Annotated in this window: 18 protein-coding genes; 9 read left to right on the top strand and 9 right to left on the bottom strand. The window is 69.3% G+C overall.

All coding sequences use genetic code 11. The annotated features are described in order from the left end of the window. Nucleotide 1: 1 nt before the first annotated feature. The 4 genes from OO69_RS33515 to OO69_RS33500 all read right to left on the bottom strand — a co-directional run bounded on the left by OO69_RS33515 (nucleotide 2) and on the right by OO69_RS33500 (nucleotide 4,593). Nucleotides 2-985: an SCO2522 family protein gene (locus OO69_RS33515; protein ID WP_033284646.1), complete on the bottom strand. Its 984-nt coding sequence runs from the start codon at nucleotides 983-985 to the stop codon at nucleotides 2-4. Further along, nucleotides 982-1,899: an SCO2523 family variant P-loop protein gene (locus tag OO69_RS33510; RefSeq protein WP_033284645.1), complete on the bottom strand. Its 918-nt coding sequence runs from the start codon at nucleotides 1,897-1,899 to the stop codon at nucleotides 982-984. The genes OO69_RS33515 and OO69_RS33510 overlap by 4 nt, the downstream gene beginning before the upstream one ends. Nucleotides 1,900-1,902: 3 nt before the next feature. After that, nucleotides 1,903-3,744: an SCO2524 family protein gene (locus OO69_RS33505; protein WP_033284644.1), complete on the bottom strand. Its 1,842-nt coding sequence runs from the start codon at nucleotides 3,742-3,744 to the stop codon at nucleotides 1,903-1,905. Nucleotides 3,745-3,828: 84 nt separating this feature from the next. Beyond that, the gene (locus OO69_RS33500) at nucleotides 3,829-4,593 is read right to left on the bottom strand and encodes an SCO2525 family SAM-dependent methyltransferase (protein WP_033284643.1); all 765 of its coding nucleotides are present in this window, start codon (nucleotides 4,591-4,593) and stop codon (nucleotides 3,829-3,831) included. A 276-nt stretch (nucleotides 4,594-4,869) separates the two neighbouring features. On the opposite strand from OO69_RS33500, the gene OO69_RS33495 reads away from it, so the two are divergent. After that, the gene (locus OO69_RS33495; RefSeq protein WP_033284642.1) at nucleotides 4,870-5,397 is read left to right on the top strand and encodes a GNAT family N-acetyltransferase; all 528 of its coding nucleotides are present in this window, start codon (nucleotides 4,870-4,872) and stop codon (nucleotides 5,395-5,397) included. On the opposite strand, the gene OO69_RS33490 is transcribed toward OO69_RS33495, so the two are convergent. Continuing rightward, the gene (locus tag OO69_RS33490) at nucleotides 5,349-6,527 is read right to left on the bottom strand and encodes a hypothetical protein (RefSeq protein ID WP_033284641.1); all 1,179 of its coding nucleotides are present in this window, start codon (nucleotides 6,525-6,527) and stop codon (nucleotides 5,349-5,351) included. The two genes, OO69_RS33495 and OO69_RS33490, sit on opposite strands and share 49 nt — an antisense overlap. Before the next feature lie 162 nt (nucleotides 6,528-6,689). On the opposite strand from OO69_RS33490, the gene bla reads away from it, so the two are divergent. Continuing rightward, nucleotides 6,690-7,643 (top strand): class A beta-lactamase, encoded by a 954-nt coding sequence (bla, locus tag OO69_RS33485; protein WP_051801355.1) that lies wholly within the window; start codon nucleotides 6,690-6,692, stop codon nucleotides 7,641-7,643. Here the strand turns inward: bla and OO69_RS33480 are convergent. Beyond that, nucleotides 7,640-8,401: an AraC family transcriptional regulator gene (locus tag OO69_RS33480; protein ID WP_033284640.1), complete on the bottom strand. Its 762-nt coding sequence runs from the start codon at nucleotides 8,399-8,401 to the stop codon at nucleotides 7,640-7,642. The genes bla and OO69_RS33480 overlap by 4 nt on opposite strands. A gap of 55 nt (nucleotides 8,402-8,456) precedes the next feature. Here OO69_RS33480 and OO69_RS33475 point away from each other — a divergent pair, with 55 nt between their 5' ends. After that, nucleotides 8,457-9,029, top strand: coding sequence for a class I SAM-dependent methyltransferase (locus OO69_RS33475; protein ID WP_033284639.1), 573 nt, complete (start codon nucleotides 8,457-8,459; stop codon nucleotides 9,027-9,029). Here the strand turns inward: OO69_RS33475 and OO69_RS33470 are convergent. Further along, on the bottom strand, nucleotides 9,003-9,473 hold the full coding sequence (locus tag OO69_RS33470) for a protein-tyrosine phosphatase family protein (RefSeq protein WP_033284638.1): 471 nt from the start codon (nucleotides 9,471-9,473) through the stop codon (nucleotides 9,003-9,005). The genes OO69_RS33475 and OO69_RS33470 overlap by 27 nt on opposite strands. Then, nucleotides 9,466-10,080: a TetR/AcrR family transcriptional regulator gene (locus OO69_RS33465; protein ID WP_033284637.1), complete on the bottom strand. Its 615-nt coding sequence runs from the start codon at nucleotides 10,078-10,080 to the stop codon at nucleotides 9,466-9,468. Before OO69_RS33465 ends, OO69_RS33470 begins: the two co-directional genes overlap by 8 nt. 108 nt (nucleotides 10,081-10,188) lie before the next feature. Between OO69_RS33465 and OO69_RS33460 the strand changes: the two genes are divergently transcribed. After that, complete coding sequence (locus tag OO69_RS33460; RefSeq protein WP_033284636.1) at nucleotides 10,189-10,611, top strand: ester cyclase; 423 nt, start codon at nucleotides 10,189-10,191, stop codon at nucleotides 10,609-10,611. Nucleotides 10,612-10,636: 25 nt separating this feature from the next. Here OO69_RS33460 and OO69_RS33455 read toward each other — a convergent pair whose 3' ends face one another. Then, the gene (locus OO69_RS33455) at nucleotides 10,637-11,350 is read right to left on the bottom strand and encodes a FadR/GntR family transcriptional regulator (RefSeq protein ID WP_033284635.1); all 714 of its coding nucleotides are present in this window, start codon (nucleotides 11,348-11,350) and stop codon (nucleotides 10,637-10,639) included. A gap of 212 nt (nucleotides 11,351-11,562) precedes the next feature. On the opposite strand from OO69_RS33455, the gene OO69_RS33450 reads away from it, so the two are divergent. The 5 genes from OO69_RS33450 (at nucleotide 11,563) to OO69_RS33430 (ending at nucleotide 18,266) form a co-directional block, all read left to right on the top strand. Next, nucleotides 11,563-13,197: an ABC transporter substrate-binding protein gene (locus OO69_RS33450; RefSeq protein ID WP_033284634.1), complete on the top strand. Its 1,635-nt coding sequence runs from the start codon at nucleotides 11,563-11,565 to the stop codon at nucleotides 13,195-13,197. An 18-nt stretch (nucleotides 13,198-13,215) separates the two neighbouring features. After that, entirely contained in the window at nucleotides 13,216-14,175 is a 960-nt protein-coding gene (locus OO69_RS33445) for an ABC transporter permease (protein ID WP_033284633.1), read from the top strand. Further along, on the top strand, nucleotides 14,175-16,163 hold the full coding sequence (locus tag OO69_RS33440; RefSeq protein WP_033284632.1) for a dipeptide/oligopeptide/nickel ABC transporter permease/ATP-binding protein: 1,989 nt from the start codon (nucleotides 14,175-14,177) through the stop codon (nucleotides 16,161-16,163). Before OO69_RS33445 ends, OO69_RS33440 begins: the two co-directional genes overlap by 1 nt. 124 nt (nucleotides 16,164-16,287) lie before the next feature. Continuing rightward, entirely contained in the window at nucleotides 16,288-17,334 is a 1,047-nt protein-coding gene (locus OO69_RS33435) for an oligopeptide/dipeptide ABC transporter ATP-binding protein (protein WP_033284631.1), read from the top strand. Beyond that, the gene (locus OO69_RS33430) at nucleotides 17,331-18,266 is read left to right on the top strand and encodes a dihydrodipicolinate synthase family protein (protein ID WP_033284630.1); all 936 of its coding nucleotides are present in this window, start codon (nucleotides 17,331-17,333) and stop codon (nucleotides 18,264-18,266) included. The genes OO69_RS33435 and OO69_RS33430 overlap by 4 nt, the downstream gene beginning before the upstream one ends. Nucleotides 18,267-18,327: the final 61 nt, after the last annotated feature.

The raw sequence follows: 18,327 nt of genomic DNA, 5'->3' as shown, positions 1-18,327 counted from the left end.
GTCAAGTCCCGTCGGATGCGGCCGAGTTGGCGGGCTCCTCGTAGAACACATAGGTGGCGCGCTGGGCCACCGCCTCCGGTACCGCGACACCCTCGCCCGCGGACCGTTTGGCCACCTGTTCCAGCGCGACGGAGTCCACGTCCACCTGGTCGAGGATGAGCCGCACCGCGTCCTCCACGGCCACGAAGCGGTTCGCCATCAGCGTGCAGGTGCGGTACGCGCTGAACGGGACCCGGGTGTCGCTGAGTTGGAGAAGCGGCGGCAGCCGGTCCCAGTCGCGCGGGAAGTCCCCGCCGGTCCAGGGCTGCGGGACCAGCACGGGCTCGCCCAGGTGCCGTAGCAGACCCAGGCGGGCCAACTGCCAGACGGCGGCCAGGAACGGGCAGGACCACAGGCGGCCCTTGTCCGTCTCGGACCACAGCTCGACATCCATGAAGACGGAGTGGTTGCGGGCGGCGGTCTCGTGCGGGGGCTGCCAGGTGACGATCTCCGCCAGGGCACTGCGCGTCGGGGCCGTGCGCTCGCCGTTCGCGAGCCAGCCCGTCTGGCTGACCGGGGGACGGGAGCCGTGGCTGCCCGGTGGGGGCGACTCGACCAGGCGGTGCATGACGGACTCGGCGAGTTCGATGCGGTCGGCGACCGCGCAGCCCGATTCGCGGGCGAGGTAGTCGATGACGAGGCCCGCCTTCTCGGCCTCTTCGAGGACCAGCGGGACGAGTTCGGCCGGGGTGGAGAAGCGGGTGAAGTAGTCGTCGATGAGGAAACAGGTGCTGATCCGGGGGCGTTTGCCGCCGGTGCGGCGGGCGGCGGAGGCGCGGGCCGCGTCCACCCAGATGCGGACCTCGGCGAAGTGCTCGCGCAGCCGCTCGGGGCCCGCCTCGAAGTCCTCCATGTACAAGTGGCCCAGTTCCAGGGAGAGATGGGCCAGCGGTACGGACTGGGTGCGCGGGTCCGCGGTGGTCTCCCGGAAGACGGCCTCCGTCATGCCTCCTCCCAGTACTTGTCGTCGGTGAGCCGCGCGGCGAGGTCGCTGAGCGCCTGCCAGGTCTCCATGGTGGCGATCTGGCTGTCCAACACGTCCTCGTCGGTGATGAGTTGCTCCCGCCACTGCAGCACCGGCTCCAGCGGGACCGACCCGAGCACCTGGCTGTAGCCGATGCCGTGGTGCGAGGCGAGGTGCTTCAGCTCGGTGTCGCACTGCTCCATCCACGCCGACTGCGTGGGCGTGGCCTGCGACCACAGCGCCGAGTCGGGATCGGGTACGGCGGCCCGCACGAAGCGGATCGCGCCGCGCAGCGCGTCCTCGTCGTGGCCGCGGGCGACGCCCCCGGCGAGGATGCCGCGCTTGCCGTAGACGAGGCTGGCCGCGGCCTCCACGTGCTGGCGGGTCCAGCGGTGGAAGACCAGCCAGCGGGCCTGGACGCCGCTCATCTCCCGCAGCGAGGTGGCCGCGAGGACCATGTCGACGGCGTAGCTGCGGCCGGCGCTGAGGTCGACGACGATCAGGTCGAACTCGCTGTTGAGACGCAGGAGTAGATCCACGCAACGGCGCAGGTTGTCGCCGGAGGTGGCGAACTCGCCGCCGCTGAGGTCGCCCGGCATGAGGATCAACCGGCCTGCTCCGGGCGGCTGGTTGCGCAGGACGCGGTGTTCGGTGTCGGCCCAGACGTCGATGCGGACGGGTTCGCTGACCTCGCCTATCAGGTACGAGTGCAGGCCGCGGTCCTCGGCGGCTTGGCGGGCGTCGGGCACGTCGAAGACGGCGGAGGCGGTGGGCGAGCCGAAGTCGAAGTCCAGGTAGCAGACGTCGTCCCCGGTCAGCGCGCGCTGGTAGGCGAGGTTGGCGCTGGTGACCGAGCGGCCCGTGCCTCCCTTGTCGGAGGCCGCGAAGATCAGCACGGCTCACACTCCCTGGACCGCGGCGGCTTCGCGGGCCCGGGCGAGTGCGTCGAGCTGGCCCAAGACGTCCAGGGTCAACGAGTAGGCAGTGCCCGGCTGTTCGTCGACGAGCGCGCGGGCGCGGCGCAACTTGACCTCGATTCCCCTGAGTTGCATCCCGCGTTTGCCGTCGGCGTTGGGCGCGGGCGCCATCTGTTCGTTGCCCAGGAGGTGCGTGGACTCGCTGAGCAACGCCCGTGCCAGCTCGGTGAGTTCGAGGCTGCGGATCGGGGGCTGCGCGTACATGTTGTGGACCTGGACCATCACCTCGGTGACCCGCTCGGTGATGCTCCAGGACACCGGGCCCTCGGTGAGGGCAGTCTCGGGGTAGATGGCGTGCACGTTGTCCCACAGGCCGACGCCCTCGCCCTCGCCCATCCGGCGCCGCCACACATGGCCGAAGATGTCCTCGGCCAGCCTCAGCAGCCGGTCGTGCGCGGAGAGGTTGCGGGAGAGCGTGCACAACTGCACGGTGCGCTTGAGGAGTTGGGCGGAGAAGTCGCTCATCGTCCAGTCCATCGGCGGGCCGATGGTGCCGCCGCCCTGGAGGGGCAGGGTGACGCCGGGGTTGTGCAGCTGAATCATCGGGTCGTCGCGCGTCATCCGGCTGGTGATCCGGCCGCGTTCGGCGAGGCGTTCCATGACGCGGACGGTGCGGGTCAGGTCGTCGTCGGTGGCCCGGCGGCGCATCAGGTCGTGCACGAGGATCGCGGCGACCGAGAGCGAGAAGTACTCCGACTCCAGCCGCTGTCCCGTCGTACGCCAGGGGATGTCCTCCAGGGGCCAGCGGTCGCCGTCGAAGCGCGCGATGCGCGACCAGTACTGCTGGGTGATCTCCCAGCGCAGTCGCAGCGCCTCGGCGAGCTTCTGCTGTTCGGCGTTGAGCAGGCCCAGGGTCAGGGTGCGGTCCGAGAACAGGTCCTGGATGCCGTCGAGCGCGACCACCGTGAAGTAGAGGTACGGCACCGGGTTGGCGACGCCGCTGGGCTGCGCGCCGATGGACTCCTCGGTCTCCACCTCGGGCGCGTCCCGCACCAGGCTCCAGGCCCAGCCGCACTCGAACAGCTGGCTCTCGTCCTTGAGGGCTTCCTGGACGTCGAGGCCGAGGATAAAACTCTCGATGATGGCGGCGCGCAGCGGGCGGAACCGCCGCTGGAACTGCTCCAGAACCTGACGGGTCGACAACTGTCCCTGGCCCAGCAGCTCGCAGAGCGTCTGGCCCTGGGAGGAGTCGGTGTCGTAGACGTTGACCGTGAACGACCGCAGCAGACTGACCATGGCGGCGGTGAGCCGGTTGCTGGTCGCGATCCGCAGCTCCCGGATCGTGTCCTGCATGTCGCCGCGGCGGGTCTTGGTCTCGTAGACCTTGAGGAAGCCGAGCAGGGCGAGACAGAGGGTGATCGACATGGAGAACGAGTCGGTGACGCCGAGTTGGCGCTGCTCCTCGGTGAGGTCCTGCTCCTTGTCCCGGGACTGGAAGTAGTAACCGCCCGCGAACGTCGGCCTCTTGTCGTCGGTGTGGGTGCGCATGAACTCGACCGCGGCCATGACGAGGTTGGCCGGAATCTCCAGCCGCCCACCGGCCCGCTTCAGCGTCTGCTGGACGTCGGTCAGCGTGGTGTCGGGGTCGTCCAGCCGGAACGAGGGCAGCTCGGTGGCCGGATACAGCAGGCAGAGCAGGCGCTCGGCGTCGGCGACGCTGCTCTCACCGCCCCACTTTCCCCACGCCCACTCCCCTCCGTCGAAGGAGTGGCGGGCGACCGCCTGCCAGATGTCCAGCAGGTGCTGCCGCGGCTTGATCTCCATTCCATGCCCCTCACACAGACCGCACTGCCCTCAGCCGAGGAATATCCCTCTTCTGTTGTGAAGATTCACCGGTCGACCGCCCTGTCAGCCGATCGGAATCTGTGGGTCCGAATTCCCGCGCCAACCATAGGAGAGGATCATTCCGGAATACCCGTCCCGCACCGCGGGCTCGGTTTCGAGCCGCTGCACCTTGAGTCCGTCCGCGAATGGTTCGAGACTCTCCCGCACCTCGTTCTCTCCCACGTCGCACGCGGGGAAGAAATACTCACCCGCGTGATAACCCTTGGAGTGTTCCATAAAAGCGGCGGCAAAGGGAGCACCGGGGGCCAGGGCGCGCATGAAACGCTCCACGCCCAGGCTGAACTCCAGGTGGGAGGAGGTCATCGACTCGGCGACGAAGAACATCGTCCCCACCGACCACTGACCGGCGAACTGCTCAAGATCGAAGATATCGCCCTGCTGGACCTTGACGACCTTGCGGAATCTCTCGCGGGGGTCGGCGTCGAAGGCCTTGTAGTCCTTGTTCCCGCACAGGGCGTCCCAGAACTGGTCCCAGTTCTCCGCATACGAGTCGACCTGGCTCCGCAGGTAGGCCACGTTCGAGGGCGAGCGCTCGTAGAGGGTGATCTCGTCGCACCACGGCAGCATGGACAGCGCGGGATAGAGATTGGCTCCGGCGCCCACGTCGATGCCGTATACCGGGCCGACGCCCTGGTTCCGGAAATGGCCCGCGAAATGATCCCTGAGAATGGGAAGGATCTCGGCGTCCTCCGCCTGTAGGTCACGGTAGTTGTGATCTACATATGCGATCGAATCGAACGCGCTCCAGGCGACTTCCGCGTTTTTCACCAGTCCACACTAACAACATCACAGGCACGACGTACACCTGATCGTCAATTTCGTAGGGCAATCTACGTCAAGTCACAGCCACCGCCGGGGCGCACAGGGGGCGCATCGTGGCGAATACATTCATGCGACCTGATTCGGCCTTGAACTGCCGGATTGCCCCACCCAAGATGTTCGGAACCCCGTCGAACAGTCCAGAAAGGAAGATCGTTCGCGTCTCGCCCGTACCACCCGTACGAGTGGCAACACGCACTTGACCCTCGTCCCGCAGGAGGCAGTATGACGGCTTTTCCGGAGGAACGTTTCCCCTCTCTCGGCCGCCGCGCTGACCAGGCATTCTTAGCCGACCGCGCCGACCGGCACCTGACCCTGAGGGGTATCACCGAGGCCGACCTGCCCGAACTCCTGCGCGTGGACAGGGAGGCCTTCCCTGAGGAGCCGTACCCCGCCTTCGTGCTCCGGCAGTTCTGCGACATCCACGGGGACCGCATCCTCGTCCTCGACGACGGCGAGGGATTGCTCGGCTACATCCTCTTCGTCAACACCTCGGACGGCTACGTGAGTTGGATCATGAGCCTGGCCGTCACACCCCACCAGCAGGGCCATGGGCTGGGTCGGCGCCTGATGGTCGAGGCCCTGCGTCGACTGCGCACGGAGAGCGTCCACCAGGTCCGCCTGACCGTGGAGCCGACGAACGCCGCCGCGATCATGCTGTACCGCTCGCTGGGGTTCTCGTCCGAGCAGGGCGTGCTCAAGGACTACTTCGGGCCGGGCGAGCACCGCCTCCTCATGACCCTCGCCCTGTGACCGTAGCTCCGGGCCAGCGCGTGGAACGCCTCCTTCGGCTCCCAGTGCCAGGGTGAACTCGGGTCGTACGGACGGTCCTTGACGGTTTTGGTGATGGCGTAGCTCGCCAGGTCGAGGTCGTGGCGCGGGTCGTGAGGTCGGTGCGGGGCGTCCGGGGTGACGAACTCGAAGGCCATCGCGCCGTACAGACCCATCGACTCGAAGACCTCCAACAGGTCTACGACATACGCCGCTTGGGTGTGTTCGCTGCGGACGAGGTGGCCCTTGATCTCCTCCGGGTCCTTGTCGTAGTCGACGACGTTCCAGCCCATGCCGGCCGTCTTCTCGGCACCCTTGTAGGCGCAGGTGCCGAACTCGGTGATGGCGACGGGCTTGCCCCAGCGCTGGTACTGGCTCAACTCACGTACATAGTCGGCCGGTTGGCGAAAGTAGGAGTAGTAGTCGATTCCCACGATGTCGAAGAGGTGCCAGTCGACCTCGTCGTCCTGAGCGGCGGCGTAGCTGAGGTTGCCGTGGAAGACGGAATGGCCCAGCGCCGCCGCCTTCTTGGTGAAGGCGTTCAGCCTGCGCTGCATCTTCGCCGGGTCGAACGTGCCGTTCAGGATGTTCTGGACGCGGTCCAGGACGGTGGCCCCCGGCACGATCCCGGGCACGAACAGCCAGAACTCGCAGCCCACGCTGAAGTCGACGCTCGCGCCCTGCCGCCGGAGGCGTTCCGCGAACCGGCCCGTCTCCGCGAGGTGTTCGAGGATGTCCCGCTCCGGGAGGTCGGCGAGGGTGGGCTGGAGCCAGACGTGCAGGCCGAGTTCGGCGGCCTCGGCGGCCGTCGCGGTGAGGCGGCCGACGCCGTCGCCGGTGACGTCGACCGTGTCGGCGTGCAACTCGTCGCGGATCGCCCGGAGATCGGCGCGCATCCGGTGCGGGTTCCAGGCGGTGGCGGGGGTCTCGCCCTCGCCGACCGTGTAGACGACGCCGTGCCGGCGCAGGCCGGGACACCGGGCCTGCGTCGCCTGTGCAGGTGTACGCGGCCGTGCTGCCGCCTGTCCCGAAGGCAGCAGCGCGCCCGCCGCTCCGAGGGCCAGCGACCCCGCCAGGAACTGCCCCCGAGTGATCCCCTGTGTGTTCACCATGCGCCCACTGTGCCGATCCAGCACCCGTCGGGGGGTCGCCCGATGGTCTACGGCGACGCAACCAAGGGATGAGTTGTCGCGTCGGTCACTGGAGAGATCGTCGACGGAAACCGACCGATCGTCGACGCGGACCGACCAGACGCAGACCGAACAAAGGAGAGCGTGATCTCAGGCTCCGAACAGTCCTCTACGGCCCCTACGACCCCCTCGACCCGCTCCGCCACCGCCACCCGCCGCACCCTGCTCACCGCCGGTGCCGCCACGGCCGCGACCCTCGTCACCGGCGCCTCCCCGGCCCAGGCATCGGACAGCACCGGCACCCGCACCGACGTCACGGCAGGCCTGCGCTCCCTTGAGGAGCAACACACCGCCCGCGTAGGCGTGTTCGCGCATCACCTCGGTACGAAGAAGACCGTCGTGCACCGTGCCGACGAGCTCTTCCCGATGTGCTCGGTGTTCAAGACGCTCGCCGCCGCGGCCGTCCTGCGGGACCTGGACCGGCACGGCGAGGTGCTCTACAAGGTCGTGCACTACACGGAGGCCGATCTGGTCGACGGTTCCGACCAGACGCGGGCGCATCTGGCCGACGGCATGACGGTCGAGCAACTCGCGGACGTGGCCGTCCGCTACAGCGACAACGGCGCGGGCAACCTGATCCTGCGCGAACTCGGCGGCCCCACCGCCGTCACCCGCTTCGCCCGTTCCCTCGGCGACCGGGTCACCCGGCTCGACCGCTGGGAGACCGAGCTGAACTCGGCCGAGCCGGACCGGATCACCGACACCACCAGCCCGCGCGCGATCGCCGGACTGTACGGCAAGCTCGTCCTCGGCGACGCCCTGCGCCGCCCCGACCGCGACCGGCTCACCGCCTGGCTGCTCAACAACACGACGAGCGCCGCCCGTTTCCGCGCCGGGCTCCCCGCGACCTGGACCATCGCCGACAAGACAGGCAGCGGCGACTACGGCACCGCCAACGACGTCGGCATCGCCTGGACGGAGTCCGGTGACCCGGTCGTCCTCGCGGTCCTGACGACAAAGCCGACGCTGCCCGACGCGCCGTATGACAACCAACTGGTCGCGAACACTGCCGAGTTGGTGGCGGAAGCGCTCGGTTAACGGGGGAAGTACTGCCTCGGCGTCACTCCGACCACCCGGTGGAACGCCGCCGTGAAGGAACTCGCCGAGGCGTACCCCACCCGTCGCGCCACGGCCTCCACCGGCAGCCCCTCGGCGAGGAACGGCAACGCGGCCTGCATCCGCAGCCGTTCCCGCCACTGGCCGAAGCCGAGACCCGTCTCGGCGACGAAGAGGCGGGCCAACGTCCGTGCGCCGGCGCCGACTTGACCGCCGTACTCCGCGAGGGTCCGCCCGTCCGCCGGGTCGGCCCGCAGCACCTCGGCCACCGACCGCGCCCGGGGATCACGTGGTTCGGGTACGGACACGCTGGTCACCGGCACCGGGCGCAGCTCGTCGAGGAGCACCGGCTCGGCTCGCGCGCGGGCGTCCGGCGTCAGGTCCGTGCGGTCCAAGTGCACGACGAGCGCGCGGAGAAGCGGGGTGACCGCGACGACCGTGGGGTCGCGCCAGTCGATGTGCGGGCAGCTCACCGGGGCGACGAACACACCGCGCATGACGGCGTCACCCTCGGACTCCGTCGCGTGCGGAACGTACGCGGGGATCCACAGGGCCAGCGACGGCGGCAGCAGCCATGTCCCGTGCTCGCTGCGGATCCGGAGCAACCCCCGTTCGGAACAGAGGAGTTGGTGATCGGGGTGCCGGTGCGTGGCGAAGGCGGTGCCGCGCGGCATGACGAACTGACCGACGAGGATGGCCGTACCGAACCGGCTACCCCGCTCCTGTCCGTCTCGCGACATGACACGGCAGCCTAGCCCGTGGCGGACAACCGCCCGCCCCGCCTAGCGTCGACGTATGCCGATGAACCGAGCCCACCGCAAGCTGTGCAGCTCAGAGGGATGGGCGCAGACGACGAAGGACCGCATCCTGCCCTGGGCCCTTGAGCACGTCGAACTCGGCGCGGACGTCCTGGAGATCGGCCCCGGCTACGGCGCCAACCTCCGTGTCCTCGTCGAGCGGGTCGACCACCTCACCGCCGCCGAGATCGACGCCGACAGCGCCCGCGCGCTCCAGTCCCGGTGGGGCGACCGAGCCACCGTGCTCCACGCGGACGGGGCCGAACTGCCGCTGCCCGACGCCTCGTTCGACTCCGTCGTCTGCTTCACGATGCTGCACCACGTGCCCACCGCCGCCCACCAGGACCGCATCTTCGCCGAGGCGTTCCGCGTGCTGCGCCCGGGCGGCACGTTCGCGGGCAGTGACAGTCGATCCAGCGTCCGTTTCCGGGTGTTGCACTTCCGGGACACGATGAACACCCTCGATCCGGCGACCCTCCCGGCCCGGCTGGAGCGGGCCGGTTTCACGGACGTGGTGGTGGACCTGGACCAAGAGAGCCGCCGCCTACGCTTCCGGGCCCGCCGGGCCTGAAGGCGCCCCGAACCGCCGCACGTACCGCCGCTGCCACGGCGTCTCCACCGCGTGCCGGTCGTAGTGGGCGCGGACGTAGGCGACCGCCTCCTCCGGCGGCACCCCGTCGAGGACCGCGAGGCAGGCGAGTGCCGTGCCGGTGCGGCCCCGGCCGCCGAGGCAGGCGATCTCGACGCGCTCGGTGCGGGCCCGCTGCCAGGCCTCGGTGAGGACCGTGCGGGCCTCGGCGCGGTCGGCGGGCAGCCGGAAGTCGGGCCAGCGCAACCACCGTGCCGGCCAAGGGACTTGGGGCGGTGGGCTGCCCAGCAGATACACGCCGTACGTCGGGGCCGGGCCGTCGGCCGGGAGCGGTCGGCGCAGGGCGCGGCCCCGGATCAGGCGGCCGGAGGGGAGTCGTAGGACACCTGTGTCCCGCTCGTCCCACGGTTCCCGTGTCTCACTCATCCGGTGCCTCGTGCATCGCCTTCTCCAGGAGTGCGCTCCCCGCCCATCGCATCACGTCCCGCGCCTCCTCGGGGTCGAGTCCGCAGGCGTCGCGGGTCGCGATCAGCGCCTCCACGCCGTAGACGAGGGTGACGGCCATGGTCAGGCGGCGGTGGAGGTCGGGCGGGAGGGTGTCGGCGAGGGGTTCGAGCGCGGTGCGGGTGAAGCCGAGGCGGGTCTGGTTGCGGGTGGGGATCTCCGGCTCGCCGCCCTCGTGCCCGTGCTCGTGCTGGGTGAACCAGCGTTCGAGGCTGGCCCGCACCAGCGCCCGCCACATGGCCTCGTCGCCGAGCTGGAGCTCGGCGACACGCGAGATGAGCGTGTCGAGGCGCTCGGCCGGGTCGGCGGGCAGATCGGCGGTGACATCGGGGGTACGGATGAGGAGTCGCGTCTCCTGGAGCAGCTCCTGCGGGCTGGAGAAATAACGATACGCCGTGGCCAGGGACACCTCGGCCGCCTCCGCCGCCTCCGCGATCGTGACCGTTCGGCCCTCGCGGATCAGGGCGCCCGCAGCCTCGATCAGGGCGCGGCGCGTGCGCAACTTCTGTCTGCTGCGGCCCTCGGGCATGCGAATTCCTTCTTGTCGTGAGAAAATTTTCTTATTACAGTATATCCGTCTCACCAAACGGGGGTCGCGGGCCCGACCGGCGCGCGGCACGACGAGAGGAGGAGCTCGATGGGCTCCATCACACCGGCGGAAATGGAAGTACTGATCGGCACGCACATGCTCGCCGAGGAACACGGGGACCCGGCGGCGGCCGTGTCCGTCTACACGGACGACATCGAGCACGACGCCGTCGGCTGGCCGGGCGGCCCGGCGGTCGGTATCCCGGCCGCGCAGGAGCGCTACGAGCAGCTGGTGAAGGATCTGCGCACCGAGAAGTCCGAGCGCACCCACACCTACTACTCGGAGAACGCGGCGACCGTCGAGGACCTGATCACCTGCACGGTCCCCGGCTCACTGCTGGGCGTCCCCGGGAACAACCGCCGGATCACCTTCCGGATGCTGCACGTCTTCGAGTTCAAGGACGGAAAGATCTCCCGCGAGAACGTCTGGCTGGACGGGGCGGCGATCGTGGGTCAACTCACCGCGCCCTGAGCTCAGTTCAGGATCCACCTGAAGGTCAGCCCACTCCCCGCGACTCCTGCGCCGCGCGCGCCTCGATCCCGCGGAAGTGGTCCGCCATCGCGCGCTGCGCGCCCTCGACATCGCGGGCGCGCAGTGCGGTGACGATGTCGCGGTGGCGGCGGACGGTGAGTTCGGGGGCCGGGTCGTCGGTCCAGCCGCGGGCTCCGGCGACGCGGCGGAACACCGTCCAGAAGGCGCCGAGGAGTTGGGGCACGAGTTCGTTGCCGAGCGAGGCGTAGAGCAACTCGTGGAATTCCCGGTCGAGTTCGGGGAAGGGCCGACCGGCGCGGCCCGCGTCCTCCATCCGGGTCACCACCGCTTCGAGTCTGTCCAGTTCCGGTTCGGTGACGGTGACAACGACCCGATGAATCAGGCCTTCCTCCAGCACCTCGCGCACCTGGAGGACCTCGGCCAGCGCGTCCGCGTCGTCCTCGTGCCGGGTGAGCGTACGGAAGGTGAGGCCGTCGACGAGCGGGGTCAGCGAGGCGCGGCCGACGTAGGTGCCGTAGCCGTGTCTGATCTCGACGATGTCGAGGGCCTGGAGGGCTTTGAGGGCCTCGCGGACGGAGTTTCTGCTGATGCCGAGGTCGTCCATCAGCTCGGCCTCGGTGGGCAGGGGCGCACCGGGCTGGAGCTTGCGGTCGAGGATCAGCTGGACGATCTCGCGCTGTATCCGACTGTTCCTTGGCTCCCCGGACATGCGCCGCATCGTAGCCGCATCAGACGTCCCACGTCCCACGTCCGACCCCGGCCGGACCTGATGAGGCGTCAATTGTCGCCATTCCCGCGCCTTTTCAAACCGCCATTGGTCCGACCTCTGACGGCTACGCCATTCGTGTGCGATGCCTTGACCGCCCCCACGGCCGCTCTTATGGTCGCGCTGACCGCAGGACGTAGGACGTCGTACCTCCTGGAGTAACCATGCGCGAAGACGTGACCCAGAACGTGCCCGCGCTGCACCGCCGGGCGTTCCTGAAGTACTCCGGCGCGCTGGGCGCGGCGGCGGCGATCTCCTCGTCCCTGACGGCCTGTTCGTCGGGGCCGCAGTCGACGAACGACACCGGCGGCGGGGGCACCGGCAAGAACCGGACGCTGACCGCCGTGATCGGCTACGGCAACGACGGCAGCTGGGATCCGACGCAGACGGCGTCGGCGTTCGCCATGGCCGGCAACAACCACATCTACGAGGGCCTGATCGACACGGACCCGATCACCCGCGCGCCCTACCCGGCGCTGGCGACCGCCGTGCCGAAGGACACGAGCGGCACCTCGTGGAAGTTCACGCTGCGCGCGGGCGCCAAGTTCCACGACGGGCAGCCGGTCACCGCCGACGACGTCGTGTTCGTCTACGACCGCATCCTCGACCCGAAGACGGCGACCCTCGCGCAGGGCTTCTTCGCCAGCTGGCTGAAGGAGGTCAGGAAGGTCGACGCACAGAACGTCGAGCTGGTCCTCAAGTTCCCTTTCCCGGAAGGGATTTCACGCCTCACCCTCGCGAAGATCATGCCGAAGCACATCTTCTCCGATCCGGGCGCCTGGGACGACGCGATCAAGGGCAAGGCGGTCGGCTCGGGGCCGTACCAGCAGACCGCGCACCACCCCAAGTCCAATACGACCTTCGCCGCGTTCGCCGACTACAACGGCCCGCGCCCGCCCGCCTTCAAGACGATGAACTGGCTGACGATCGTGGACGCGGCGCCGCGCGTCGCCAAGATCTCCGGGTCGAGCGCGGGCGCGCAGATCGCCGACAACATCCCCTACGCCAACATCCAGCGGCTGCGCAGCGGCGGGATGACGGTCGCGGGCGGGGCCGGGATGAACAACCTGTTCCTCATGTTCAACACCCAGCACAAGCCCTTCGACGACGTACGGGTGCGCCAGGCGCTCCACTACGCGATCGACACCGGCAAGATGGTCCAAGTGGCCCTGCGGGGGCACGGAAAGCCGTCCTCGTCGTTCCTCGACACCGGCAACCCCACCTACCGGCGCGCGAAGACGGTCTACGACTACGACCCCGACAAGGCGAAGGCGCTGCTGAAGGCCGCCGGGGTCAGCGGGCTGAAGATCAACATCCTTGCGGTGAACGTGAGTTGGATCGTCGACTGCCTGCCGACCATCAAGGCGTCCTGGGACGCGATCGGCGTGAAGACGACGCTGGCCCCGCAGGAGACCACGGCCGTCTTCACCAAGATGGACCAGAAGCAGGACTACCAGGTGGTCGCCGCCGCCTCCAACCCCAACCAGTTCGGCCTCGACGCGGACCTGATCATGCACTACAACTACGGCCCGCAGAACCTCTGGATGGGGTACGCCCGTTGGGCCGGGAACTCCGTCGCCAAGCAGCTCTTCAGGGACATGGACCAGGCCACCCAGGAGCCGGACGCGGCGAAGAAGAAGACGATGATCCAGGACTACATCGACACCGTCGCCGAACAGGCCGTGCTCTACCCAGTGGTCCACAACGAGCTGATGACCGCCTGGGACCCGAAGAAGCTGACGGGGATAAGGGCCCAGCCCTATCCCGGCATCAATGTCCTCCAGGCCAAGTGGGTCTAGCTACACGGGAGTTGGACCATGGTCACCGTCCTGCGGATTCTGGCCCGCCGTATCCTCCTGCTCGTTCCGCTGATGCTCGGCGTCGTGCTGTTCGTGTTCGTGGTGATGCGCTTCTCGGACGTCGACCCGGCGTCCGCGTTCTTCCAGGGCGCCAACCCGACCCCGCAGCAACTGCACGACTTCCGGGAGCGGAACGGCCTGCTCGATCCGCTGCCTGTGCGCTACGTCCATTTCGTGGGCGCCCTGCTCCACGGTGACATGGGCATCAGCGCGCTGACCCGGGCACCCGTCCTCGACCAGGTCACGACCGCGCTGCCGCTCACCCTCCAACTCACCTTCCTGGGGCTGGGGATCGCGGTGGTGCTGTCGCTGCTCGGCGGGGTGACGGCGGCGATCTACCGCGACCGGCTGCCCGACCAGATCATCCGGGTCGTGTCACTGACCGGGGTCGCGGCGCCCGGCTTCTGGCTGGCGCTGCTGATGATCCAGTACCTGGCGGTGGACCGGGGCTGGTTCCCGACCGGCGGCTACATCAACCCGGCGGACTCCCTCACCGGCTGGCTCAAGACGATGGCCCTCCCGGCGCTGGCCCTCTCCCTCCCGGTGGCGGCCCAACTCACGCGCATCGTACGGACGTCGGTGGTCGAGGAACTGGACAAGGACTACGTCCGGACGGCGATCGGCAGCGGTCTGCCGCCGCGGGTCGTGGTCGCCCGGAACGTGCTCCGCAACGCGCTCATGAACCCACTCACCGTGCTGGGCCTGAGCGTCGGATACCTGCTCGGCGGTGCGGTCGTCATCGAGACCATCTTCTCCCTCCCCGGGATGGGCAAGCTGATGATCGACGCCGTGCAGAACGGCGACCCGGCCGTCGTCCAGGGCGTGGTGCTCACGACGGCGACCGGGTTCGTCGTCGTGAACCTGGCCATCGACATCCTCTATCTGCTGGTCAACCCCCGCCTGAGGGAAGCCTCCTGATGCTCACTCAGTTCTCGCCCAAGAGGCTCGCCGAGACCCTGTCCCGGCCCGGCATCCGGCTGCGCTGCTGGCGCCGGCTGCCGCTGCTGTCGAAGGTCGCGGTGTGCTTCGTGGCGGCCGTCGTCCTCGTCGCACTGTTCGCCCCGCTCCTCGCGCCGGACGACCCGCTCGACCAGCAGCTCCCCGTCGGCGGCACCGGACACCCCTCCGCCGAGCACTGGATGGGCCAGGACAGCCTGGGCCGGGACATCCTCAGCAGGCTGATGTACGGCGCCCGTTGGTCCCTCGCGATCGGGCTCGGGGCGACCGCGCTGGCCCTGGTCGCCGGAGCGCTGATCGGCGCGGTCGCCGCGACCTCGCGCAAGGGCGTCGACGAGGGGCTGATGCGCTGCCTGGACGTGGTGATGGCGTTCCCCGGCATCGCGCTGGCCGCCGTGCTGGTCGCGGTGTTCGGCGGCGGGATCACCGTGCTGATCTGCGCGATCGCGTTCCTGTTCACCCCGCCGGTCGCAAGGGTCGTACGAGCGAACGTACTTGACCAGTACGGCGAGGACTACGTCACCGCGGAACGGGTGATCGGCGCCCGCACGACACACATCGTGACACGGCACGTGGCCGTCAACTGCGCTGCTCCGATCCTGGTGTTCTGCACCGTGAAGGTCGCCGAGGCGATCGTCTTCGAGGCGTCGCTGTCGTTCATCGGCGCGGGTGTACGGCCCCCGGACCCGTCCTGGGGCAGTGTCATCGCGGACGGCAAGAACATGGTGCTGACCGGGGGTTGGTGGGCGACGGTCTTCCCCGGCCTGCTGATGCTGGTCACGGTCCTCTCGCTGAACATACTGTCCGAGGGGGTCTCGGACGCGTGGGCGGCCCCGGCGCCGCGCGAGGTGGACGTACGGCCCGACGAGGACCCGCTGGACGCGCCGGAGCCGGGCAGCGGCGAGGTGCTCCCGCTCCCCGGTCTGACGGAGGCGGCGCTACGACTCCGGTCCCGGGCAAGGCCGTTGCCCGACCCGGACGGCCAACCGGTCCTGGCGGTCGAGAACTTGGCGATCGGCTTCGAGGGCCGCCACCACGGCGTGGACATCGTCGACGGCATCAGCTTCGAGGTGCGGCCGGGTGAAGTCCTGGGCCTGGTGGGCGAGTCGGGCTGCGGGAAGTCGCTGACGGCGCTCGCGGTGATGGGCCTGGAACCGAAGGGCGCGCGGGTACGGGGCCATGTCCGTTTCAATCAACGGCAGTTGGTGGGCGAGCCGATGAGAGTCCGCCGCAGACTGCTGGGCCACGAGATGGCGATGGTGTACCAGGACGCGCTGTCGTCGCTGAACCCGGCGATGACGATCCGCGCGCAGCTCAAGCAGGTCATACGGCGCGGAGGGCGCCGTGGGGCGGGCGAGTTGCTGACGATGGTCGGCCTCGACCCGGAGCGCACCCTGCGCAGCTACCCGCACGAACTCTCCGGCGGCCAGCGCCAACGCGTCCTGATCGCCATGGCGTTGTCCCGCGACCCCAAGCTGATCGTCGCCGACGAACCGACCACCGCGCTCGACGTCACCGTGCAGGCGCAGGTCATAGAGCTACTGCTGCGCCTGCGCGAGGAGTTGGGCTTCGCGCTGATCCTCGTCTCGCACGACCTGGCGCTCATCGCCGACGTCACCGACCGGGTGGTGGTGATGTACGGCGGCCAGATCGTCGAGACGGGCGTGACCGCCGACCTGGTGGAGTCACCGGCCCACCACTACACGCGCGGGCTGCTCGGCAGCGTGCTGTCGCTGGAGTCGGCGGCCGAGCGGATGACCCAGATCAAGGGGGTCGTGCCCTCCCCGGCCGACTTCCCGGCGGGGTGTCGGTTCGCCGACCGGTGTCCGCTGGCGAGTGATGTCTGCCGTACGACGGCGCCGGATCTGGTGGGGCCGCGTTCGCATACGGCGGCGTGCCATCACCCGGCGATCGATCTGGTGACGACGGAGAGCGAGGTGGTCACGTGAGCGGGTTGGGGGTGGGGGGTTCGGGTTGTGTGCGGAGTGCGGGTGAGTGGGTGCTGGTCGCGCCCCGCGGCGGAGCCGCTGATGGATACAGCCCCGCGCCCCTTGGGGGGTTGGGGTGGGCGGTATGAAAGGTGCGGAGGGTGGTCAAGTGGGTGGTGCGTTGGTCGAGTTGGCCGGTGCTCATGTTGTGCACAAGGCGCGCAGCGGGGGGTTGTTCAGCCGGGATCGGGTCTACGCGCTGACTGGGGCCGATCTCACCATCGCGGCCGGTGAGACGGTGGGCGTGGTGGGTGAGTCCGGTTGTGGGAAGTCCACGCTGGCCAAGGTGTTGGTGGGCGTGCAGCGGCCGACGTCCGGGACGGTGTCGTTCCGGGGCCGGGACCTGTGGTCGATGCCGGACGGTGAACGACGGGCCGCGGTGGGCACCGGCATCGGCATGATCTTCCAGGATCCGTCGACCGCGCTGAACCGCCGGCTGACGATCCGCCAGATACTGCGGGATCCGCTGGACGTGCACGGTCGCGGGACGAAGGCCGAACGGGAGGAACGGGTACGGGAGTTGATGTCGCTGGTCGGCCTCCCGCGCGCCCTGGCCGACGGCCTCCCGGGACAGCTCTCCGGCGGCCAGCGCCAACGCGTCGCGATCGCACGGGCGTTGGCGCTGAGCCCCGACCTGGTGGTGGCCGACGAACCGACCAGCGCGCTGGACGTGTCGGTCCGCGCCCAGATCCTCAACCTGCTCCTGGACCTGAAGGAACGGCTGGGCCTGGCCCTGGTGTTCGTGTCCCACGACATCCAGACGGTACGGCGGATGAGCGACCGGGTGATCACCATGTACCTGGGCCGGATCGTCGAGGAGACCCCGGCCGACCAGGTCACCGACCGGGCAAGGCATCCGTATACGAGGGCCCTCTTCTCGGCGACCCCCGGCCTCCTCCACCCCATCGACCCGATCCCGCTGATCGGGCCGGTGCCGTCGGCGACGCGACCGCCGAGCGGCTGCCCGTTCCGCACCCGCTGCTGGAAGGCGGACGACGTGTGCGCGTCCGCCATGCCGGACTTTTCGCCCGCGTCGACACCGGGACATTTCTACCGTTGCCACCATCCTGTAGAGGAGGATCTGTCCACCCGCGACCTCGTTCGCCAAAGCCGCCCCATGGAGCCTTCATGACCTTCCCCGCCCCGCTGACCGGTGTCGTACCGCCCGTCTGCACGCCCCTGACACCGGACCGCGAGGTGGACGTCCGTTCACTGCTCAGGCTTGTCGACCATCTCGTCGAGGCGGGGGTGCACGGGCTGTTCCTGCTCGGGTCGACGTCGGAGGCGGCGTATCTGACGGACCGGCAGCGGAGGTATGTGGTCGAGGCGGTGGTGGCTCATGTCGGCGGCCAACTGCCGGTCCTGGCAGGGGCGATCGACATGACGACGCCTCGGGTCCTGGACCACGTGGCCGCCGTGACGGACGCGGGGGCGGACGCGGTGGTGGTGACCGCGCCCTTCTACACGCGCACCCACCCGGCGGAGATCGCCCGCCACTACCGGCTGGTCGCCGCCGCGTCGCCGGTCCCCGTGGTGGCCTACGACCTTCCCGCCTCCGTCCATACGAAGCTGCCGTCCGACCTCGTCCTCGAACTCGCCGCCGAGGGCGTCCTGGCCGGGCTCAAGGACTCCAGCGGGGACCTTGGCGGCTTTCGTACGGTCGTCACCGGTGCGCGGGTCCATCCGGACATCACCGGATTCAGTGTCCTCACCGGGTCCGAGCTCTTCGTCGACTCGGCGCTGGCCCTGGGCGCGGACGGGGCGGTGCCCGGTCTCGCCAACGTCGATCCGCACGGGTACGTCCGGCTCGACGCGCTGTGCCGGGGTGGGGACTGGGAGCGGGCCCGTGCCGAACAGGAGCGGCTGTGCGCCTTGTTCGGGTTGGTGGGGGTGGGGGACCCGGCGCGGATGGGGGGTAGTTCGTCGGCGCTGGGGGCGTTCAAGGCGGCGCTGTATTTGCGGGGGGTGATCGCGTGTCCGGCGACTGCGGAGCCTCAGGTGGGGTTGTCCGCGGGTGAGGTGGAGCGGGTGGGGAAGTTTCTGGCGGGGGCGGGGTTGCTGTAACGCTGTCTCTTATACACATCTGACGCTGCCGACGAAGGCTTAGGGGTAGATCTCGGTGGTC

Source organism: Streptomyces sp. NRRL F-525 (genome assembly GCF_000716605.1).
In the GTDB taxonomy this organism is placed as follows: Bacteria; Actinomycetota; Actinomycetes; order Streptomycetales; family Streptomycetaceae; genus Streptomyces.
This window is presented reverse-complemented; position numbering and strand designations above follow the sequence as displayed.

Excerpts from the sequence above, each read along its gene's own strand:
- OO69_RS33450 (WP_033284634.1), top strand. The coding sequence starts at position 11,563 with ATGCGCGAAGACGTGACCCAGAACGTGCCCGCGCTGCACCGCCGGGCG.
- OO69_RS33515 (WP_033284646.1), bottom strand. The coding sequence starts at position 985 with ATGACGGAGGCCGTCTTCCGGGAGACCACCGCGGACCCGCGCACCCAG.
- OO69_RS33455 (WP_033284635.1), bottom strand. The coding sequence starts at position 11,350 with ATGCGGCGCATGTCCGGGGAGCCAAGGAACAGTCGGATACAGCGCGAG.
- OO69_RS33475 (WP_033284639.1), top strand. The coding sequence starts at position 8,457 with ATGCCGATGAACCGAGCCCACCGCAAGCTGTGCAGCTCAGAGGGATGG.
- OO69_RS33505 (WP_033284644.1), bottom strand. The coding sequence starts at position 3,744 with ATGGAGATCAAGCCGCGGCAGCACCTGCTGGACATCTGGCAGGCGGTC.
- OO69_RS33435 (WP_033284631.1), top strand. The coding sequence starts at position 16,288 with ATGAAAGGTGCGGAGGGTGGTCAAGTGGGTGGTGCGTTGGTCGAGTTG.
- OO69_RS33495 (WP_033284642.1), top strand. The coding sequence starts at position 4,870 with ATGACGGCTTTTCCGGAGGAACGTTTCCCCTCTCTCGGCCGCCGCGCT.
- OO69_RS33490 (WP_033284641.1), bottom strand. The coding sequence starts at position 6,527 with ATGGTGAACACACAGGGGATCACTCGGGGGCAGTTCCTGGCGGGGTCG.
- OO69_RS33470 (WP_033284638.1), bottom strand. The coding sequence starts at position 9,473 with ATGAGTGAGACACGGGAACCGTGGGACGAGCGGGACACAGGTGTCCTA.
- OO69_RS33440 (WP_033284632.1), top strand. The coding sequence starts at position 14,175 with ATGCTCACTCAGTTCTCGCCCAAGAGGCTCGCCGAGACCCTGTCCCGG.
- OO69_RS33480 (WP_033284640.1), bottom strand. The coding sequence starts at position 8,401 with ATGTCGCGAGACGGACAGGAGCGGGGTAGCCGGTTCGGTACGGCCATC.
- OO69_RS33445 (WP_033284633.1), top strand. The coding sequence starts at position 13,216 with ATGGTCACCGTCCTGCGGATTCTGGCCCGCCGTATCCTCCTGCTCGTT.
- OO69_RS33465 (WP_033284637.1), bottom strand. The coding sequence starts at position 10,080 with ATGCCCGAGGGCCGCAGCAGACAGAAGTTGCGCACGCGCCGCGCCCTG.
- OO69_RS33430 (WP_033284630.1), top strand. The coding sequence starts at position 17,331 with ATGACCTTCCCCGCCCCGCTGACCGGTGTCGTACCGCCCGTCTGCACG.
- OO69_RS33460 (WP_033284636.1), top strand. The coding sequence starts at position 10,189 with ATGGGCTCCATCACACCGGCGGAAATGGAAGTACTGATCGGCACGCAC.